This is a genomic window from Methanomassiliicoccus luminyensis B10 (genome assembly GCF_000308215.1).
Taxonomy (GTDB): Archaea; Thermoplasmatota; Thermoplasmata; order Methanomassiliicoccales; family Methanomassiliicoccaceae; genus Methanomassiliicoccus; species Methanomassiliicoccus luminyensis.
Map to the genome: position 1 here is coordinate 731,627 of NZ_CAJE01000012.1, position 20,390 is coordinate 752,016.

The 20,390-nt window shown below is 59.5% G+C and carries 10 protein-coding genes, 1 rRNA gene and 1 CRISPR repeat array; of the genes, 4 read left to right on the forward strand and 7 right to left on the reverse strand.

Features of this window, described 5'->3' with window-relative positions:
* Positions 1-2 precede the first annotated feature (2 nt).
* Complete coding sequence (gene cas2, locus WYS_RS16640) at positions 3-293, forward strand: CRISPR-associated endonuclease Cas2 (RefSeq protein WP_019177390.1); 291 nt, start codon at positions 3-5, stop codon at positions 291-293.
* A gap of 167 nt (positions 294-460) precedes the next feature.
* Positions 461-7,969: a CRISPR direct-repeat array (repeat unit 32 nt; unit sequence GTCGCACCCTTCACGGGTGCGTGGATTGAAAC).
* 174 nt (positions 7,970-8,143) lie between these two features.
* Here the strand turns inward: cas2 and WYS_RS06635 are convergent.
* The 3 genes from WYS_RS06635 to WYS_RS06645 form a co-directional block, all read right to left on the reverse strand.
* A complete protein-coding gene (locus WYS_RS06635) occupies positions 8,144-9,748 on the reverse strand; it encodes an acetolactate synthase large subunit (RefSeq protein WP_019177391.1) in 1,605 nt (534 codons plus the stop codon).
* Positions 9,749-9,769: 21 nt separating this feature from the next.
* On the reverse strand, positions 9,770-11,047 hold the full coding sequence (gene nifB, locus WYS_RS06640; protein WP_147654468.1) for a nitrogenase cofactor biosynthesis protein NifB: 1,278 nt from the start codon (positions 11,045-11,047) through the stop codon (positions 9,770-9,772).
* 76 nt (positions 11,048-11,123) lie between these two features.
* The gene (locus WYS_RS06645; protein WP_019177393.1) at positions 11,124-11,993 is read right to left on the reverse strand and encodes an alpha/beta hydrolase; all 870 of its coding nucleotides are present in this window, start codon (positions 11,991-11,993) and stop codon (positions 11,124-11,126) included.
* A 99-nt stretch (positions 11,994-12,092) separates the two neighbouring features.
* Here WYS_RS06645 and WYS_RS06650 point away from each other — a divergent pair, with 99 nt between their 5' ends.
* The 3 genes from WYS_RS06650 (at position 12,093) to WYS_RS06660 (ending at position 14,267) form a co-directional block, all read left to right on the forward strand.
* On the forward strand, positions 12,093-12,494 hold the full coding sequence (locus tag WYS_RS06650) for a DUF61 family protein (RefSeq protein ID WP_019177394.1): 402 nt from the start codon (positions 12,093-12,095) through the stop codon (positions 12,492-12,494).
* Between the two features lie 63 nt (positions 12,495-12,557).
* Positions 12,558-13,652, forward strand: a complete 1,095-nt coding sequence (locus WYS_RS06655; protein WP_019177395.1) for a DUF763 domain-containing protein — start codon at positions 12,558-12,560, stop codon at positions 13,650-13,652.
* Between the two features lie 39 nt (positions 13,653-13,691).
* Positions 13,692-14,267: a hypothetical protein gene (locus WYS_RS06660; RefSeq protein ID WP_019177396.1), complete on the forward strand. Its 576-nt coding sequence runs from the start codon at positions 13,692-13,694 to the stop codon at positions 14,265-14,267.
* Positions 14,268-14,269: 2 nt separating this feature from the next.
* Here WYS_RS06660 and WYS_RS16360 read toward each other — a convergent pair whose 3' ends face one another.
* The 4 genes from WYS_RS16360 to WYS_RS06680 all read right to left on the reverse strand — a co-directional run bounded on the left by WYS_RS16360 (position 14,270) and on the right by WYS_RS06680 (position 20,198).
* A complete protein-coding gene (locus WYS_RS16360) occupies positions 14,270-14,419 on the reverse strand; it encodes a hypothetical protein (protein WP_019177397.1) in 150 nt (49 codons plus the stop codon).
* Positions 14,420-14,830: 411 nt separating this feature from the next.
* Positions 14,831-17,750, reverse strand: a 23S ribosomal RNA gene (locus WYS_RS06670).
* 490 nt (positions 17,751-18,240) lie between these two features.
* A complete protein-coding gene (sucD, locus tag WYS_RS06675; protein WP_019177398.1) occupies positions 18,241-19,098 on the reverse strand; it encodes a succinate--CoA ligase subunit alpha in 858 nt (285 codons plus the stop codon).
* Positions 19,095-20,198: a succinate--CoA ligase subunit beta gene (locus tag WYS_RS06680; protein WP_019177399.1), complete on the reverse strand. Its 1,104-nt coding sequence runs from the start codon at positions 20,196-20,198 to the stop codon at positions 19,095-19,097. The genes sucD and WYS_RS06680 overlap by 4 nt, the downstream gene beginning before the upstream one ends.
* Positions 20,199-20,390: the final 192 nt, after the last annotated feature.

Here is a 20,390-nt window from a genome sequence, read left to right on the forward strand (position 1 = left end):
TAATGATGGTCCTAGTGACGTACGACGTGAATACGGAAACGCCCGAGGGGCAAAGAAGGCTTAGGCAGGTCGCCAAAGAATGCAAAGATTATGGACAAAGGGTTCAAAATTCAGTATTCGAATGCTTGATAGATCCTGTTCAATTTTTTAATCTGAAACAAGCATTGTGTGACATAGTGGATGAGGACAGGGACAGTCTACGGTTCTATTTCTTAGGTGACAATTGGCAAAGGCGGGTTGAGCACTACGGTACTAAGAAAGGGTACGACCCCGAAGGCACTTTAATAGCGTAACTGTGCGAACCCCTAGCGAACATAGAATCCCCGTGGCCTTCGCAGGAAAAATTTGGAGGTAGTTTATTTACTTTCCGCTAAAGGGATATTTTAATTGAAATATGTAGATATTACTAAACCTGACAACATTTAATCCCAGATGCAACATTATGAGTCATGTATTTGCGGTCGCACCCTTCACGGGTGCGTGGATTGAAACCTCGTCCGTGGTGGTGGAGACCCAGACGGGGATGTAGAAATTGTCGCACCCTTCACGGGTGCGTGGATTGAAACCTCGGGAAGTCCGGCTGGCCGGCGAGGGTGAACGGTCGCACCCTTCACGGGTGCGTGGATTGAAACGTCACCGAGGATCATACGCTCGACGCAACCATGTCGCACCCTTCACGGGTGCGTGGATTGAAACCGTTACCTGGGCCCTGGCTGCCCTGGTGGCAGCACGTCGCACCCTTCACGGGTGCGTGGATTGAAACGTGCATGATTTGTAGCATGCCGACCGCGCGACCAGTCGCACCCTTCACGGGTGCGTGGATTGAAACGTGAAGGGGAAGGGCCAGGGCGCGAACGTTTGGTGTCGCACCCTTCACGGGTGCGTGGATTGAAACCGCCAGCGGGACCTCGGGGTGAAGGGAGTCAAGGGTCGCACCCTTCACGGGTGCGTGGATTGAAACTCCTCACCAGTGACGCGTAACCTGTACCTGACCGTCGCACCCTTCACGGGTGCGTGGATTGAAACACTACGGCTCCGTCCTCTTGAGGGAGGGCCTGGAGTCGCACCCTTCACGGGTGCGTGGATTGAAACGCCGTCTTTAGCTGCTGTGTAAACTCCATCAGCTGTCGCACCCTTCACGGGTGCGTGGATTGAAACTCGGCCTTAGTCGGCAACGCCGGGAACGCGCCGAGTCGCACCCTTCACGGGTGCGTGGATTGAAACTTTCGTCTCTGTGATAGGCTCGCCGGATGATAGTGTCGCACCCTTCACGGGTGCGTGGATTGAAACATCCATTGCCTCGATTTTAGCCTTTGTCTCTGCGGTCGCACCCTTCACGGGTGCGTGGATTGAAACTGTATGCTCGGGAACAGCAGGTCCGAGATAAGGTGTCGCACCCTTCACGGGTGCGTGGATTGAAACCAATAAAGCGAAGCATCCCCGCCAGGGCATCGATGTCGCACCCTTCACGGGTGCGTGGATTGAAACCGTCGCTCTCGGCCAGGGCCCGGTGGAGGTGGCGTCGCACCCTTCACGGGTGCGTGGATTGAAACCGTATCGCGGTCTTGCCCCATCCAGACGGCACGCTGTCGCACCCTTCACGGGTGCGTGGATTGAAACCCGACGTAGACCTTTCCTATCTGTGCCATGATCTCGTCGCACCCTTCACGGGTGCGTGGATTGAAACGCCACCCTGTAAGCATATCCGAGGTCGTGCCAGGTCGCACCCTTCACGGGTGCGTGGATTGAAACCCGGGGGAGGTATTTAACGTTGAGAGGGCGGGCGCGTCGCACCCTTCACGGGTGCGTGGATTGAAACACGATCTCCCAGGAGGGCTGGATCTCCTCGTCGACGTCGCACCCTTCACGGGTGCGTGGATTGAAACCCTCCCGGCCCCCTCTTGGGCTTGCGCTTGGTCAGTCGCACCCTTCACGGGTGCGTGGATTGAAACTTGACCTGGACCTTCCACCGGACCTCAGAATATCGTCGCACCCTTCACGGGTGCGTGGATTGAAACTCTGACGTCGGATTGCTTGTCCACCAGCCCCTCCCGTCGCACCCTTCACGGGTGCGTGGATTGAAACATCAAAAAATAGGGAGAAAGGGTTTGGTCAATGTCGCACCCTTCACGGGTGCGTGGATTGAAACAGGGTATTCGGCCAGCAGGCGTTTGACCAGTTTGGTCGCACCCTTCACGGGTGCGTGGATTGAAACGTGCAGCTCGATTTCCCCAGCAATGGCACCTAGTCGCACCCTTCACGGGTGCGTGGATTGAAACTATTATCGCGCCGACATTGTAAAGGAAATCCTCGTCGCACCCTTCACGGGTGCGTGGATTGAAACACCAACTCCATGTTTCGGGAGGCCAGGAAGGCCGGGTCGCACCCTTCACGGGTGCGTGGATTGAAACTTCTCTGTGTGCGGAAAATACCTGGAGAGGGCGAGTCGCACCCTTCACGGGTGCGTGGATTGAAACAGCCACTTGCAGCACATCACCGAGCGGATCTACATGTCGCACCCTTCACGGGTGCGTGGATTGAAACGGAATCATCCCACCACTGGCAACCGCAGTCGGCAGTCGCACCCTTCACGGGTGCGTGGATTGAAACTAGAAAACGATGTGTATAAATATGAGCGGTCCCGGTCGCACCCTTCACGGGTGCGTGGATTGAAACAATACGATCATGGTGGGATCGAAGGGAGCGTTGCAGTCGCACCCTTCACGGGTGCGTGGATTGAAACCTGGAGATTGACGACATGCTTTGGGGAGACAAAGTCGCACCCTTCACGGGTGCGTGGATTGAAACTTGAGCTCGGCGGAGACATGGGCCCGGGATATCCCGTCGCACCCTTCACGGGTGCGTGGATTGAAACATCGCGTCGATCATCAGATACGCCATTGCGCCGCCCGTCGCACCCTTCACGGGTGCGTGGATTGAAACAACTTCGACGGCGATATCTCGACCAACGCGGGAGTCGCACCCTTCACGGGTGCGTGGATTGAAACCGTAGACGCAGGAAACGCGATACCTGCCACCCTGTCGCACCCTTCACGGGTGCGTGGATTGAAACTTGGTCCCGTCCGGCTGGAGGAACATCCCGCACTGTCGCACCCTTCACGGGTGCGTGGATTGAAACAACCCTACCGGCGCGACGCGCTATCACTATCGCTGTCGCACCCTTCACGGGTGCGTGGATTGAAACACCCTGATCTCCGGAGGAGGTGAGCTCATCAAGGGGTCGCACCCTTCACGGGTGCGTGGATTGAAACCCCGCAGACCACAGCGCGCAGGAGGTGTGCCGGAGTCGCACCCTTCACGGGTGCGTGGATTGAAACAGTTTCATTGAGTCACTACTCCATGGCGAGCTTGTCGCACCCTTCACGGGTGCGTGGATTGAAACAGGTCCCTGTCCCTTTTCGCGGCGGTCGAACGAGGTCGCACCCTTCACGGGTGCGTGGATTGAAACTCGAGGGATTACCAGCAGGAGATGAACAAGGCGCGTCGCACCCTTCACGGGTGCGTGGATTGAAACCTCATGAACCGCAAGGGCCGGTGAGGCCTGATCCCAGTCGCACCCTTCACGGGTGCGTGGATTGAAACTTCTTGATTTTGTCGTGCAGCTCGCCCGAGGATGTCGCACCCTTCACGGGTGCGTGGATTGAAACCTCAGTGGCGAAGAGACCGTACTTGCTCGGAGTAGTCGCACCCTTCACGGGTGCGTGGATTGAAACGTCTATCGCAACATCCAGATAATCGGCAATAAGAGTCGCACCCTTCACGGGTGCGTGGATTGAAACTGCTTCTGGGCACGCACCGCCGCCTCGGTGGCCGTCGCACCCTTCACGGGTGCGTGGATTGAAACTCGTCCGTCCAGCAGTCCGCGATTTTAGCGGGTGTCGCACCCTTCACGGGTGCGTGGATTGAAACGTCTTCCCGGTCACGCGGACCGGGGACCTCGCGCGTCGCACCCTTCACGGGTGCGTGGATTGAAACCCGGTCCTTGTGGCCGAGGCCCTCCTTGATCACGGTCGCACCCTTCACGGGTGCGTGGATTGAAACTACAAGAACAACACCGTCAAGGACATGGATATCGGGTCGCACCCTTCACGGGTGCGTGGATTGAAACGTGATGGGGGGTGCCTGAATGGCCCGCGCCAAGAGTCGCACCCTTCACGGGTGCGTGGATTGAAACCCCCAGGACCGCATCGACCTGCTGACCATCGCACGTCGCACCCTTCACGGGTGCGTGGATTGAAACCCCCATCCATTTTCTGGACGGTCGCTGCTACATTGTCGCACCCTTCACGGGTGCGTGGATTGAAACTCCATGTCCCGCCTCATCATCGAGACGTCCTGGGCCGTCGCACCCTTCACGGGTGCGTGGATTGAAACTGGGCCTCGCCGAGCAGCCGGTGGCGGAGGGTCGTCGCACCCTTCACGGGTGCGTGGATTGAAACAGCATCGAGTCGGAGATGCGGCTGGATGTGGCCGAGTCGCACCCTTCACGGGTGCGTGGATTGAAACCGCTCCATGACGCCGCTCTTGCAGACGCTGCACGTCGCACCCTTCACGGGTGCGTGGATTGAAACGAGCCAGATGGGGAAGGGGGGAAAAGCTCGGGGCGTCGCACCCTTCACGGGTGCGTGGATTGAAACAGCCATGTAGATTACCTGGTCAATCCAGACGGATGGTCGCACCCTTCACGGGTGCGTGGATTGAAACTGCGGGAACCCCCGCAAGGTGAAGGTCCCCCGGAGGTCGCACCCTTCACGGGTGCGTGGATTGAAACGACGATGCTAGGGGCGCGTACTGGATGGGGGAGTAGTCGCACCCTTCACGGGTGCGTGGATTGAAACTCTTTGAGGTAGGCCACCACACCCATCTTGACCGTCGCACCCTTCACGGGTGCGTGGATTGAAACCCGGCACTCCCTCTCGGTCATGCACATGGCTTACGTCGCACCCTTCACGGGTGCGTGGATTGAAACCTCCAGCTCCGTCACGTATTGGTCCAGGTCGTCCGTCGCACCCTTCACGGGTGCGTGGATTGAAACGGCGGGGCTACCACACTCTCCGGGCACGGCAACTGTCGCACCCTTCACGGGTGCGTGGATTGAAACTCCTCCACCCCGCGCTCTATCTTCTCGGGGGTCGTCGCACCCTTCACGGGTGCGTGGATTGAAACCGGTGGTTCCAGGTCTCCCCAGAGATCTGGGCCGTCGCACCCTTCACGGGTGCGTGGATTGAAACAACTGGCCGACATGCAATCAATTCAAGCTCTGGTGTCGCACCCTTCACGGGTGCGTGGATTGAAACCGGAGCCCGCGCCGAAGGCGGGCAAGAGCAAGGACGTCGCACCCTTCACGGGTGCGTGGATTGAAACACCCTCGACGTGGCCCCTATCCTGGAAGCCATCAGTCGCACCCTTCACGGGTGCGTGGATTGAAACGCCGACCACGATCTTTTCCCGCACCTCGGGGTGCGTCGCACCCTTCACGGGTGCGTGGATTGAAACTCGGCCAATCTGTTCAAGACTTTAGGATCCAAAGCGTCGCACCCTTCACGGGTGCGTGGATTGAAACACCTGACGCACCCGCTCAGCGTTGAACGGGTCACGTCGCACCCTTCACGGGTGCGTGGATTGAAACGGCGTAAGGGTTCCCGGCAAAGTCCAGCAGCCGAGAGTCGCACCCTTCACGGGTGCGTGGATTGAAACACCAGGGAAGTAGGGCAGGATATCTACGTCGAGGGGGTCGCACCCTTCACGGGTGCGTGGATTGAAACCTCTTAGGACGCGGCTCCCAGCGCAGGGAGTACGCGTCGCACCCTTCACGGGTGCGTGGATTGAAACAGGCTATTGTCGAGAGGGCTGGCATCTACGCCAAGTCGCACCCTTCACGGGTGCGTGGATTGAAACTCCTTTTGGCCTGACTAGCCCCCCCGGCCAACCTGTCGCACCCTTCACGGGTGCGTGGATTGAAACGTCAAATGACGTAGGACCGCCGTGCCAGCGGTCAAGGTCGCACCCTTCACGGGTGCGTGGATTGAAACCAGACCATCGACCCGGCCGCCTCGGAGAAGGAGGTCGCACCCTTCACGGGTGCGTGGATTGAAACTGGAAGTCCATGGCGCGCACCAGGTCCACCAGCGTCGCACCCTTCACGGGTGCGTGGATTGAAACAAAACGCTGACGATCGCGTGAGGTGAGACAACGAGTCGCACCCTTCACGGGTGCGTGGATTGAAACCCGGTGGAGCTGGTGGAGCTGGCAAGCTCCCAGTAGTCGCACCCTTCACGGGTGCGTGGATTGAAACAGAATCAGCGCAACACCATGATCGATTGGGTCATGTCGCACCCTTCACGGGTGCGTGGATTGAAACGCCCTGTTCGGGGGGTGGGCCTGAGATGATGAGCGTCGCACCCTTCACGGGTGCGTGGATTGAAACATCGCATTGGTCCTAGGGACCGCTACCTTCTTGCTGTCGCACCCTTCACGGGTGCGTGGATTGAAACCTGCCAGCGGGGTGTATCTTGCGTCGATGAGCAGGTCGCACCCTTCACGGGTGCGTGGATTGAAACATCTTCTCGGCGCGGTCCATGTCCCTCTTGAGGTGTCGCACCCTTCACGGGTGCGTGGATTGAAACGACGGGGAGCACCAGGACACCGAGGCCGCAGGGGGGTCGCACCCTTCACGGGTGCGTGGATTGAAACAGAATCAGCGCAACACCATGATCGATTGGGTCATGTCGCACCCTTCACGGGTGCGTGGATTGAAACACGTCAACGGCCCACTGCGGCAGGTTGGGCTCCTGTCGCACCCTTCACGGGTGCGTGGATTGAAACAACCAATCGACCGATAAGTCCATCGTGGTGACTGTCGCACCCTTCACGGGTGCGTGGATTGAAACTCGATCGGCAGCATGAAATTGCCGAGACACGCCGGTCGCACCCTTCACGGGTGCGTGGATTGAAACTTGGCGTTCAGGCTCCCTTCGATGCTGCTTGCTGTCGCACCCTTCACGGGTGCGTGGATTGAAACTACCCAAGCACGCTGGACCCCGCCGTGGTGTACCGTCGCACCCTTCACGGGTGCGTGGATTGAAACTCGTCGCGCATGAACGGCTCATCGAGCATCAGGGTCGCACCCTTCACGGGTGCGTGGATTGAAACACGATGGATGTCCCAGGTGGACCAGACGTTCCGTGTCGCACCCTTCACGGGTGCGTGGATTGAAACATATTCGGCTCCTGACCTTAAGAAGATATTGGAGTCGCACCCTTCACGGGTGCGTGGATTGAAACCGACGACAATATGAGGGAAAGAGAAGAGGCCATCAAGTCGCACCCTTCACGGGTGCGTGGATTGAAACGACCGGGCCGAGCTGGGTCTCCGGCTGCACGAGGTCGCACCCTTCACGGGTGCGTGGATTGAAACGTCTTTGACGGGTTTTACTTGGCCGATACTGCTGGTCGCACCCTTCACGGGTGCGTGGATTGAAACGACCGCCTGGACACCAGGAGGCTTCGGACTCCAAGGTCGCACCCTTCACGGGTGCGTGGATTGAAACACCGATGTCGACAAAGAAATCAGCGATGCCCTGGACGTCGCACCCTTCACGGGTGCGTGGATTGAAACTCCACCGTGACGGTCCAGGTGAACGTCGCGGTCCCGTCGCACCCTTCACGGGTGCGTGGATTGAAACCTCGGCAATACGCCGCACTACGGCACCCGATTTTGGTCGCACCCTTCACGGGTGCGTGGATTGAAACGTCTGTACCCACGTATCCTCGGATACCGCGAGGCCGTCGCACCCTTCACGGGTGCGTGGATTGAAACTCGATGGCCATACATGAGGCGATAGTGAGAAGAGTCGCACCCTTCACGGGTGCGTGGATTGAAACCTCCACCCCACAGCGGCTTCCCTGGTCGTCGGTGTCGCACCCTTCACGGGTGCGTGGATTGAAACCACCTTGATGGAGATCAAGCTACAATTCTGGAAAAACGCACTCCAGCAATACAGAGATTAGTATAATGAGATGGAACACCATAGCTCTAATTTGTGGATATTTACTGTTCGAACCTTTCCACCCCTTCTTTCATTTTATCCGAGACTATGACCTGCAGCATTAGTTTATCTCACTCACTGAATCTTGAGCCTGGAATTCTCCTCATGGTCGATTACCACGTCGATAACGGCTAGCGAATCATCATTCAGACTCCGGGTGAGCGCTTCCTTGAGATCCGCAGCCGAGGAGACACGATAACCCTCCGCGCCTAGGGACTCGGCGAACTTTACAACATCGGGATTATTGAATCTCGTCCCAATGCTACGCCCCCGCCCGAACGCGCGCTCCTGCTTGAGCTTTATGAGGCCGTACTCAGAATCGTTCCAGACCACCACTACGAAAGGCGTTCCCAGCCTCTTTGCGGTCTCAAGCTCCATACTGGTCATCAGGAAGCTCCCATCCCCAACAGAAGCAACGACCTTGCGGTCAGGGTGCGTCAGCTTGGCCGCGATCGCCCACGGAACGCCAACCCCCATGGGGAGGAGGCCATTGGAAAGCAGCGCAGTGCTCGGCCCATAGACGGGATATCGTTGAGCCATCCAGATGAGGTGGGCCCCGACGTCCGATACGACGATGCCGTCGCGGCCCAGCGCGTCCCGGATGGCATGGATGACCTGTTGTGGTTTTACCGGCGAAGAGTCCTCCGGCAGCGCGGAGATCGCGCGGTCGAGCTCAACGCGATAACCGGAAGCCCAATCCACCCTCGGCCGGGGGTGCCTGTTCAACGCCATGAGGATATGGCCAACATCACCAAGGACCTGGATGTCCGGCTGGAACCCCGGCGCACCATCGCACGGCGCGGCTCCCATGTACACGACCTTCTTCGGCGCCCCTATGTTCCAGAACTGCGGCTCGAACTCGATGACGTCAAAACCGACCAATATTATCAGGTCCGCTTCCTCGAACGCCCCGCGCACCAAGTCCGCCTTGCGAAGTCCCACTAGTCCAAGGCTCAGGGGGTTTTCGCACGATATCGACCCTGCCCCCAGCCAGGTCATGGCCACGGGGATGCTCCAGGCGCTGGCGAAGCGAGTCAGCTCTTCCGACGCCCGCCCCCTGATCACGCCCTGCCCCGAGAGTATGAGCGGCTTCTTCGAGTTGATCAGCAGCTTCCTGATAGCTTCGGTCTCGAAGTCCGCCGCGGCCGGCGCCTCGTGAACAACGGGGCACGGCCTCGCGCCGGCGGTGCTCTTCAGCACGTCCTCCGGCAATTCTACGAAGACCGGCCCCGGCCGCTCCGTCGTTGCTGTCGCGAACGCCTTCCTCGCGAGATCAGGGATACTGTTGGGATCACGGATCGAGAACGAGCTTTTGGTGATCGGTTTGAACATGGAGACCAGGTCGATGTACTGCTTCCTGGGGGAGCGCTGCTGTTCGGTCCGCACCTGCCCGCTCAGCGCCACCATTGGATAGTATCCCAGGTACGCCTCGCCCACGCCGATGACCATGTTCGACGCGCCCGGCCCCAGGGTGCTCAGGCACACCCCGGGCCGCTGTGTTAGCCGACCCACCATTCCTGCCATGAACGCAGCGCTGCTCTCGTGGCGAGTAAGAACGAACTCGATGTTGGAACCTATCAGCGAGTCCATGAGGTCGAGGTTCTCTTCCCCCGGGATGCCGAAGATGTGCTTGACGCCCTCGTTCTCGAGGCATTTTACCAGCAGGTCCGAGCCTTTCATTATAACACCAGACTGTCGAGATCACTCGAACGTCGCGGAGCGCTCCTTGAATATGGAGTCGACCGCCCTGCGCAACGCTTCCTTCACATTCCCGCTGTCCTCGATCGGCACGATGCCTTCCTCGCGCAACAGCTCGATCGCCGGGAGGCCGAACTTGGTAGAGATGACCGCGTCCATGCCTTTCAACTTATCGGACGTAGCTTCGATCTTGGTGCGGTGGCCCGGACCGAACAGGGGGATCTCCTGCTCCTCCGTCACGTCGATGCTGGGGCCTTCGGTGATGCTCGGACCTTCCACGACGTACGTCCTGAACTTTTCAGCGAAGCCGAAATGCTGATCAACCTCCCTGCCGTCGGTGGTAGCCACGGCGATGCGGTATTTGGTATTACCTTCCAGCTCCATCGCCGCGGGTGCCCCTTCCTTCTCCCCACCGCCGCAGGTGAAGTGCGCGAACTCCGCCGACCGGTCCTCGCCCAGTAGCCCGATGGCATCGGCCCGGCACTGCCGGCAGTGCCGCATCTGACGTATGTCCACCTCGCACTCGTCCTGCAGCTGCTTGCGTTCCTTGGACGTCGGCGCGCGCATGCTCTCGAACTTGGTGCCCGGAACTGGTATCAGAGGAAGAATGTTCACTATGTAAGCGCCGAGCTCCTTCGCTCTCTTCGCTACCGCGGGCAGATGGTCCATATTGATCCCTGGGACCAGCACGGAGTTGACTTTGACCAGCATGCCTGCTTTGGCAGCTAGTTTGATACCTTCCTGCTGCTTCTCCACCAGCACCCTGGCTGCCTCGACCCCCCGCAGGCTCTTGCCTCGATACCTGACGAAGTCGTACATCTTCGCCGCCACTTCAGGATCGATGGCGTTCATGGTCACGGTGACGAACCTCACTCCCAGACCCCTGAGGCGGTCCACGTTCTCCGGGAGCGCCAGGCCGTTGGTGCTCAAGCACAGCGTCATCTCCGGGAACTCCCTGCCCACCAGCTCGAGCGTTCGGAACGTCTCCTCGTTGGCTAAAGGGTCCCCGGGACCGGCGATGCCTAGGACCGACAGGTACGGGACCTTCTCCTTGACGTAGCGGACTTTCTCTACTGCCTGCTCCGGAGTGAGGATCTCAGATGTTACTCCCGGCCTTGATTCGTTGGTGCAGTCGTACTTGCGATTGCAGTAGTTGCACTGGATGTTGCATTTCGGGGCGACCGGCAAATGCATCCGGGCGAACTTGCGGTGGGCGCACTCGTTGTAGCAGGGGTGCGTCTCAAGCAGCTTTTCCAGTTCCGGTCGGGGGTCCGATGCCATGTTCCTCGCCTCCACTTATGGACCAGGTGAATAATAATCAATGTCCCGAAATCTTCCAGATATCGGCGCTTGCGCCTCACTTCGATGGTGCCTTGACCTCGATGACCCGCGGCCCGCTGCCGAGGCGTTCGATCAGCCAGTCCACCCCGTCGCTGCGCGCTTCCTCATTCAGGAAGTGGCTGGCGTCGTAGACGGTCACGGTCTTGGGCTGGCTGCCGGCGCCGGCGAACCTCTCCAGCGCTTCGGCCGGGAACACGTCCCGCCGCCCGTACTGGATGAACAGCTGCGCCGGGGACGCCTCCCCCAGGAAGTTGACCGGGTCCACTGGCGCCATGATGTCGCGGTAGCGCTCCAGCGCCTCGCCCTTGAGGACGGGGATGTTCACCGCTGCCACATCGGTAAAGGAAGCCAGCCCGGACATCAGCACGAACGCGGAGATGCGGCGGTCCGCGCCGGCGAGGATGCCGCCCAGCATGGCCCCCAGGCTCATGCCCAGGAACCCCATCCGGGAAGAGTTGACGTTGCCCCGGCGCTCCAGGAAGTCCAGGACGCGGCGCAGCTCCACTGCCGTGCTCACGATCCTCTCCCTCCCCGGCCCCGGCTCCGCGAGGTCGCGGCCCCACGCCTGCACGTCCGCCCACGGGGCGTCGATGAGCAGGGACACCACCCCGCTGCGGGCCAGCTCCCTCGCCTCTTTCAGGAAGAACGAACGGTCCCCCGGGGCGGGGTGCAGGGCCAGCACGGCGGGGTGCCTTCCCCCCTCCAGCGGCTCCACCAAGAACGCAGGGACCTTCTCGCCGTTCATGGCCAGCTGGATATCGGTGGTCCTCACGCCGTCGGTCTCCTTGGCCTCCCTCTCCTCGAAAGCAGGCAGGGGGCCGGGGGGGTCGAACAGCCTGCGCTTGACGCTCTCATCGATGACATTGACAGCGGGAGGGGGAGACATGCCACTGCTATTCCAGGTCAAGATTACTTTAAGGTTGCCCTCCGCCGTTGCAGTGGGGGCTCCAAAACATTATGGGGCCCCGGCGTCGTTCGGAAGGACGTGCAAGAGGACAGCCAGCTGCGCAAGATGTTCGAGATCATGAACCGCCACGTGCCGTCCAAGCGCATCTCCCTGGCCGAGCTGATGGAGCAGTCGGAGGCGGAGTACCAGGCCAAGGACGGCATCAGCTACCGCATCAAGAAGCGGGAGCTTGACTACCTCGCTGGCATGCTGACCCCCGAGGAGCAGTTGAGGCTCAAGCTGCCTATTATCATCATGACCGATACATCCTACGGGGCCGGGGGCGCCTGGAAGGTCCTGGGCAAGCTGGAGGTCAAGGTGGTGTCGCGGATCGTGGGCCGGGAGCCGGATTTCCCCGACCAGATGCGGCTGTACCACCCCCACATGGTGGCGCTGCGGAACGCGCTGCCCACCGCTACCACCACCATGTTCGCTCCCTGAGCCCCGAGCACTTTCGAAGGGCCTACGGGAACGCTTATACGCCCTTTTGACGTGGAACGTCCCATGGCCCGCACCGGCATCACCGACCTCCCGCTGCACAACGGCACCGCGCCCCGGTGGCTGTTCAACCAGATGGTCAAGCTGGCCGGCGCCATCACCGACGTCATGGTGCTGGAGCGCGGCAGCGAGGAGTACCTGCGCCGGCTCGCCGACCCTTTCTGGTTCCAGGCGTTCTCCTGTGTCCTGGGGTTCGACTGGCATTCCTCCGGGACCACTACCGTGACATGCGGCGCGCTGAAGAAGGCCTTCGAGGGCCGCAAGGACCTGGCGGTGGTCGGGGGGAAGGGGAAGGTGTCGCTGCGGACGCCGGAGGAGATCGCCGAGGTGGCCGAGCTGAACGATATATCGGAAGAGTTCGAGCGGCAGCTGGTGTACATCTCCCGCATGTGCGCCAAAGTGGACAACGCCGCCATACAGTCGGGCCATAGGCTCTATCACCACGCCCTGCTGTTCGACCGGGAGGGCCACTGGACCGTGGTCCAGCAGGGCATGAGCGATGCCACGGGGTACGCGCGCCGGTACCAGTGGTGCTCCTCCGAGCTTCGCCACTTCGTGGAAGAGCCGCACACCGCCATCCTAGGGAGCAGGGTGGAGGAGGCCCTGGACATGACCGCGAGCAGTTCCGAGGGGTCCAGGAAGCTGGCCGTGGACCTGGTGAACGACGGCATCGACCACCTGCGGAACGATATCGTGGTGGTGGAGAAGGGGCAGACCACTCTGGACGAGTGGTGCGGCCTTCGGCCCAAGAAGCTGCACATGCCCCGGACGGTGAACTGGAGGGCGCTGAGGGCGGCGTACGAGTTCCAGCCCCAGGACTACGAGGAGCTGCTGGCCATCCGGGGGGTGGGGCCGTCAGCGGTGAGGGCGCTGGCCCTCGCCGGCGAGCTGGTGTACGGGGAGGAGCCGTCGTGGAGGGACCCGGTGAAGTACACCTTCGCGGTCGGGGGGAAGGACGGAGTGCCGTTCCCGGTGGACCGCCGGGCCATGGACGAGGCGGTCCGTTACCTGGAGATGGGGGTGGAGGAGGCCAAGCTCAAGAAGCGGGAGAAGCTGGAGGCGATGCAGCGCCTCCGGGCCATGGTGCCCCCTGACGCCTGAGAGCAAAAAGGTCTATCTGCCACCTTCATATCTAGGCGCATGGCAAGGCGCAGGCGCATTGAGCGCGGCGAGGAGGAATCGGCCGGCGAGAAGCCGATATATACTGAGAAGATACCGCTCAGCCTCATGCCCCGGAAGTACCTGAGGGGCAAGAAGTGGCATTATTTTGAGAGCCTGGGGAGGTTCGTCGGCATTGTCCTCATCATGTACATCATCATAACGGTGTTCAGGGGGCAGGGGGAAGAGGACCTCTCTGAGATCGTCCTGGCGGCAGTGGGGGCGGGAGCGGTGTTCTACGTCACCGAGGTCATGAGCCCCCGCGCTCAGAGAGTGGTCCGCCCGATCCGCGTGTACCGGGACGGGGTGCTGGTGTACACCTCCCCCCTGGAGAAGCTGCTCGGCAAGCCGTCCTTCATGGCCGAGGACGACCTGAGGGGCATCAAGGTCCGCCGGATGCAGCTTCTGGACGAGGGCGAGGTCAAGGTACTGCCGTCGCACCTGACCTTTGTGCTGGCGAACGGCAAGAAGCTGGACATGGGCCGGCGCAACTCGGTGGAGCTGCAGACCATCATCGATAAGCTGAAGGGGCTGGGGATCGAGGAGATCTCCCGGTGACATCATTTTGAACCGGTCCGCTCCGAGGCCTCCTTGACCCGGTAGTGCATAACCTCGCGGATGAGGTCCATAGGCAGCGGCTCGGACAGCGGGAACCGTATGGCCCCCTTGGACGTTCTATAGCCTGTCAACTTCTCCCTGAACGCCTCCACACCTTCTGGTTGGGATAGAGCCCTATATGCTTAGAGAATGCAGTGTAGTGAACGAACCACCTGCCGTTCAGGTAGAACGTGGGCATCCGCATGCAGATGCGCTCTTCGGCGACGGCGCTTCTTCGCGGACAACGTCGCGGATGGCCCGGAGCTTTGTTCTCCGGATGAACGCGCCCGTATTTCCTTTTCATTTAGGAAGATCTCGAGAGCATGCACCATCATAACACCATTTCGAATGGTCCTAGAGCTATGGCGTTCCCGGCACCTCGGCTAGCGTTACAGGCTCCAGGCTTGACCGTGAAACGATCAAGAGAGGAAAGCAATACAACGACAAAACCAGCTAGGCCATATAAAAATGAAAATCTCGGGAAGAGAAATCATATGCAATTCGATTGACTGTTAAGCCGACACTTTTGCGACGCAAACGTTAGTAACTGCGGGCTGAATACCTCGGAGAACCTCGGTACTTACACCCCAGTCCTATCAATCTCGTCATTTACGAGTGTTCTAAGATGCCTCTTTTCCGGGGGAGTTTCGAGCTTAGATGCGTTCAGCTCTTATCCCTTGCAGCGTGGCTGCTCAGCAGTGCCTTGCCAGACAACTGATGAACTAGAGGCTACGAATCCCCGTTCCTCTCGTACTAAAGGATCCTTCCCGTCAGGCATCAAAACACTTCCACCAAAAAGCAACAAACCTGTCTCACGACGGTCTAAACCCAGCTCACGATCCCTTTTAATGGGCGAACAACCCCACCCTTGGCAGCTGCTGCACCGCCAGGATAGGGAGAGCCGACAGCGAAGTAGCAAACCGCTAGGTCGATATGAACTCTTGCTAGCGACGACTCAGTTATCCCCAGGGTAACTTTTCTGTTATCACTCGCCCCCATTCAGAAGGCTGAGTGGTTCGCTAGGCCCTACTTTCGTATCGCGGATTGTTATTGTCCCAACCCACGTCAAGCCAGCTTATACCCTTGCATTCAACGGCAGATTTCTGACCTGCCTGAGCTGACCATTGGGCGCGCTTGTTACCTTTTTGAGCGCGTGGCGCCCCACCCAAACTGCCTACCTATAGCTGTCCTCCCGAAGGAGTAAGTGATACGAGTCCCGAAGGGCAGTGTTTCATTGTTGTCTCGGAACTTGCCTAGCGGCAAGCCCTGATAACGACTCCTGCCTACGCTACACATCGGGGCTCGTACCACAACAACAGGTTGCAGTAAAGCTCCATGGGGTCTTCGCTTTCAGGTGGAAGATACCGGATTGTGCGCCGGTACTATCAGTTTCACCGGCTTCGAAGCGGGGACAGTAGAGCTCTCGTTGGGCCTTCATGCAAGTCGCCAATTAAGCGACAAGGTATTACGCTACCTTAAGAGGGTCATAGTTACCCCCGCCGTTTAACGGTCCTTCGCTCAGTTGAACCCGAGGTTCAGATACCGTCACTGGGCAGGCTTCAGCCACAATACAAATCCTTTCGGACTAGCTGTGACCTGTGTTTTTATTAAACAGTCGGAGCTCCCTTGTTACTGAGACCAGCCATCTTCATGGCTGGCACCCCTTATTCCGAAGGTACGGGGCTAATTTGCCGAATTCCCTCGCTTCGATTACGCCGACACGCCTTAGGCTTCTCACCTAGGGGCACCTGTGTCAGTTCTTGGTACGAACATGACAAACTAAACTAGCGCGATTTTCATTGACACCAGGAATTGACCGAAGCGGGCCTTCGCCCGCCTACTCGCGGATTCACCTAATTCTCACCATTACGGTTCTCCAAAGGCTTCGACGCTTGAACAGGTTGACACCCCTGCTCGATCTATCCCGATGTGTCTCGCGTTAGGCAATGGATGCCATGGCGCAGGAATATTAACCTGCTTCCCTTTTGACAACTTCGATTAAGGGTTGTCTTAGGATCGGCTAACCCTCGGCTGACGAACATTGCCGAGGAACCCTTGCCCCTGCGGCGGATTGGATTCTCACCAATCTTTGCTGCTACTCCTACCAGCATCCTTATAAGAGCACGGTCCACTTGACCTCACGGCCAAACTTCTACCCATGCACTTCACCTCGCTACCAGATCACCTTGCGGTGCTCTGAAGTATCGGTAACCGGCTTTAGACCCGTCCATCTTCCTGGCCCACAATCTCGACCGGTGAGCTGTTACGCTTTCTTTGAAGGATGGCTGCTTCTAAGCCCACCTCCCGGTTGTCTTTGACTGCGGACGCAGTTTCATGTTTCACTTAGCCGGTATTTAGGGACCTTAACTTCAGGCTGGATTCTTTTCCTTATGGACCCCAAGCTTACCCCAGAGGCCCTCAATCCCAGCGTCTACGACGATCGCAGTTTCGGAGTTCAACACAGGGCCGACCGGTTTCCCGGCCTAAGCCCCGAATTGGTCGCTCTACCCCACAATCTATCTCGGCTGAGGTCTTGCTGCGACAAGTTTCGCGAGGAACCAGCTATTTCCAGTTTAGATTGGCCTTTCACCCCTATACGCAGGTCATCCGAAAGATTTGCACATCATTACCGGTTCGGTCCTCCACCCTCCTTTCGAAGGGCTTCAACCTGCCCACGCATAGATCAACTGGCTTCGGGTATCCCACCAGTGACTCCAGGCGAGCACACCTCGCACCTCACCCGAAGGTTGCGTGCTTGTTGGTTTCCCTGTGACTCCGGTATTCAATACCTTAGTCTCGCCACTGATCAGAACTCGCTGGCCCGTTATTCAAAACGGATAATGCAACGCTGCTCCACACTTTCGTGCTTCTTCGCTTTAACGCCACATCTGGTTATAGTCGGATGGTTTCAGGCTCTTTTGACCTCCCGTCAAGGGTACTTTTCAGCTTTCACTCGCGCTACTACTGCGCTATCGGTCTCGAGACGTATTTAGAGTTGGAGATGAATGTTCCCCAGATTCACGCGCGATATCCAACGCACGTTACTCCGGAACACCAAAACTCATCTTTCCGGCTTATCCCTAAAGGACTATCACCCTCTTTGGTGCGTCTTTCCAGACGACTTCGGGTTGACCGGTTAAGATGTATCTGGGTCCACTACACCACAACTCCCTCACATTTCTATGAGGGATTCGGTTTGCTCTGTGCCGCGTTCGATCGCCTTTACTGACGGCATCTCGGTGATTTCTTTTCCTGCGGGTACTAGGATGTTTCGATCCCCCGCGTTCCCGTTGATTACTCAACATTCCGAAGAATAGGAAGTCCCATTCGGCGGTCACCGGATCAAAGACTTCTTGCGTCTACCCGGTGCATATCGCAGCTTGACACGACCTTCATCGGCGCTCGAGCCGAGCCATTCCCCATACGACGTAGCATGCCGCTACTTGTGTCGGCTTAACACACGTCCGAATTGCATATGATTGGTGATCATTAAACGCAGGACCTCTTCCCTTATCCTGTCCGTTCTCCACCACTTCCCCGAAAAGGGTATCTTTCCGGGTGCATCAGAGTGAATCATTGCGGTCGATATTGACTTCGACCGCAGCTTCCCTCCATGTTCGAAGGGGTATATATTAGTTGCGTTTTCGTCGCAACCCATACCGCCCGAACCTAGGGAAATGCACAGATGACGTTTTTCGCGCCTGTCCATGCACCCGATACCACACTGGGCCTTTACTCGGGTATTCCCAGCTAAGCGGCTATTGTATTTAAGCGTTTCTGAAGCTGTTTAACCGCATATATTCCCTGAAGCTGTACCCAGCTTAGCGAAAGGAACATCGCACACATATAGAGGTCGAAGGTGCTATTATATTGTTACTTTAGCGGCCGACTCGCGACTTAGTGATATAATATATTGTGCGCATTGTGCGGCCGCTCATCCCCGGGCCTTTCGGACCAGCCCAGGGATGTCCGATGACACCTTGGCCACCAGCGCGCCGGCCTTTTCCAGCGCTTCGATCTTGCTCTGGGCGGTTCCCTTGCCCCGCGAGATAATGGCGCCGGCGTGGCCCATGCGCTTGCCCGGCGGCGCGGACCGGCCAGCCACGTAGGCCACTACGGGCTTCCTTCCCCTCCGGATACGCTCCGCGGCATCCTCCTCCGCCGTGCCGCCGATCTCTCCTATGAGTACTATCTGGTGAGTAAGCTCGTCCTCCTCGAAGAGGTCCAGCGCGTCTAAGAACGAGGTTCCTGTCACCGGGTCGCCGCCGATGCCGATGCAGGTCGACTGACCAATCCCCGCGGCGGTCAGCGAGCTCACGACCTCATAGGTTAGGGTGCCGCTCCGGGATACCACCCCGACGCTGCCTTCCATGAAGATGCTGTTGGGCATAATGCCCAGCTTGGCCCGGCCGGGGGACGCGATGCCAGGACAGTTCGGCCCGATGACCCTGGCACCTTTCAGCCTGGCGAACTGAACGATATCCATGGCGTCGTGCACAGGGACGTGCTCGGTGATGATGACCAGCAGCCTGATCCCATTCTCCAGGGCCTCCAGGGCGCTGTCCTTGGCTGCGGGGGCGGGGACGAACATCACCGACGCTGTCGCCCCCGTGATCTCGACCGCTTCCCTGACGCTGTCCATGACCGGCACCCCCTCGACCTCCTGACCCCCCTTTCCTGGAGCGACCCCGGCCACGATGTCGGTCCCGAAATCCAGCATCGCCCGGGTGTGGTACCGCCCCTGGCGGCCGGTGATGCCCTGGACGATGATCCTGCCCCCGTGGTCGATCATTTCCCGGCCTCCAGCGCCACCGCCTCCCTGACCGCCTCCTCCAGATCAAGGTGCGAGGCGATGCCGTGGTCCCGCAACATCTGGCGTGCTTTCTCCTCGTTCACCCCGCGTATGCGGGCGACCAACGGAAAGTGATGGTCCAGCCTGCCCATGGCCCCGACCACGCCCTGGGCCACCGTGTCGCACTTGGTTATGCCGCCGAATATGTTGAGCAGGACCGCCTTCGGCCCGGCCCTGGCCATCAGCTTGAACGCCTCTTCCACCTTGGCGGGGTCGTCGGTGCCGCCCAGGTCCAGGAAGGCGCCCCCGCGGCCGCCCCGCAAGGCGATCTCGTCGAGAGTGGCCATCGTAAGCCCCGCTCCGTTGGCGATGACCCCGATGTCCCCGTCCAGGCTTACGAAGGATATGTCCTTGCTCCGCGCTTCCGCTTCCAACCCCTCCACTCCCTGCTCCTGGCTGCCCAGCTCGGGATGGCGGAACAGGGCGTCGTCGTTGATGATGACCTTGGAGTCAGCGGCGACGAGCTCGCCTCCGTCGGTGAGGGCCAGCGGATTGATCTCCACCAGCTCGCAGTCCATGGCGCGGAAGAGGGCCCACACCGATGTCAGCACCTCCTCCAGATCATCTCGATATTCTTGGAGGCCCAGTGCCTTGGCGGCCTCCCTCACCAGGTGGGGCTGCACCCCCAGGAACGGATGGATGGTCCAGCGGGCGATGGCGCTGTCCGGCAGGCTCTCGATGTCCACGCCGCCCTGGGGGCTGGCCAGGAGCGCCGGCAGACCGGACGAGCGGTCCACCGTGAGGCTCAGGTAGATCTCGCGGGACATCGGTGTCTCCTCCTCGATCAGCACCGAGCGGGCCCTGAACCCTTTGATATTCATGCCCAGCAGGCGCCGGGCCGCCGACCTGGCCTCCTCCACGGTAGCGGCCTTGAGCACTCCCCCCGCTTTTCCTCTGCCCCCCACCGGGACCAGGGCCTTCAGCACCATCGGGCCCGCGATATGGTCCACTTCTTCGGGGGTCGTGACGGTCCGGCCTCGCGGCACCCTCAGACCATACTCCCGGAACAGCCTCTTGCCGTGGTCCTCGAGAAGCCTCATGATATCTGGAAGAAGGCCCTTCCGGCCTAATCTAGATGCCGGAGACCATAAGGGGCGAGCGCATCGCCGCCTCGCCGCGATATCCTCAACGGACCTTCCCGGCGGGCCGAGCGAACCTCGGGTCATCGACTAATACGATGATCGACAAGTAGCGACCGCGGCCGGTGGTGAAAGCTCCCGGCCGGCCAAGGA

Excerpts from the sequence above, each read along its gene's own strand:
- WYS_RS06645 (WP_019177393.1), bottom strand. The coding sequence starts at position 11,993 with ATGTCTCCCCCTCCCGCTGTCAATGTCATCGATGAGAGCGTCAAGCGC.
- WYS_RS06680 (WP_019177399.1), bottom strand. The coding sequence starts at position 20,198 with ATGAGGCTTCTCGAGGACCACGGCAAGAGGCTGTTCCGGGAGTATGGT.
- sucD (WP_019177398.1), bottom strand. The coding sequence starts at position 19,098 with ATGATCGACCACGGGGGCAGGATCATCGTCCAGGGCATCACCGGCCGC.
- WYS_RS06660 (WP_019177396.1), top strand. The coding sequence starts at position 13,692 with ATGGCAAGGCGCAGGCGCATTGAGCGCGGCGAGGAGGAATCGGCCGGC.
- cas2 (WP_019177390.1), top strand. The coding sequence starts at position 3 with ATGATGGTCCTAGTGACGTACGACGTGAATACGGAAACGCCCGAGGGG.
- nifB (WP_147654468.1), bottom strand. The coding sequence starts at position 11,047 with ATGGCATCGGACCCCCGACCGGAACTGGAAAAGCTGCTTGAGACGCAC.
- WYS_RS06655 (WP_019177395.1), top strand. The coding sequence starts at position 12,558 with ATGGCCCGCACCGGCATCACCGACCTCCCGCTGCACAACGGCACCGCG.
- WYS_RS06635 (WP_019177391.1), bottom strand. The coding sequence starts at position 9,748 with ATGAAAGGCTCGGACCTGCTGGTAAAATGCCTCGAGAACGAGGGCGTC.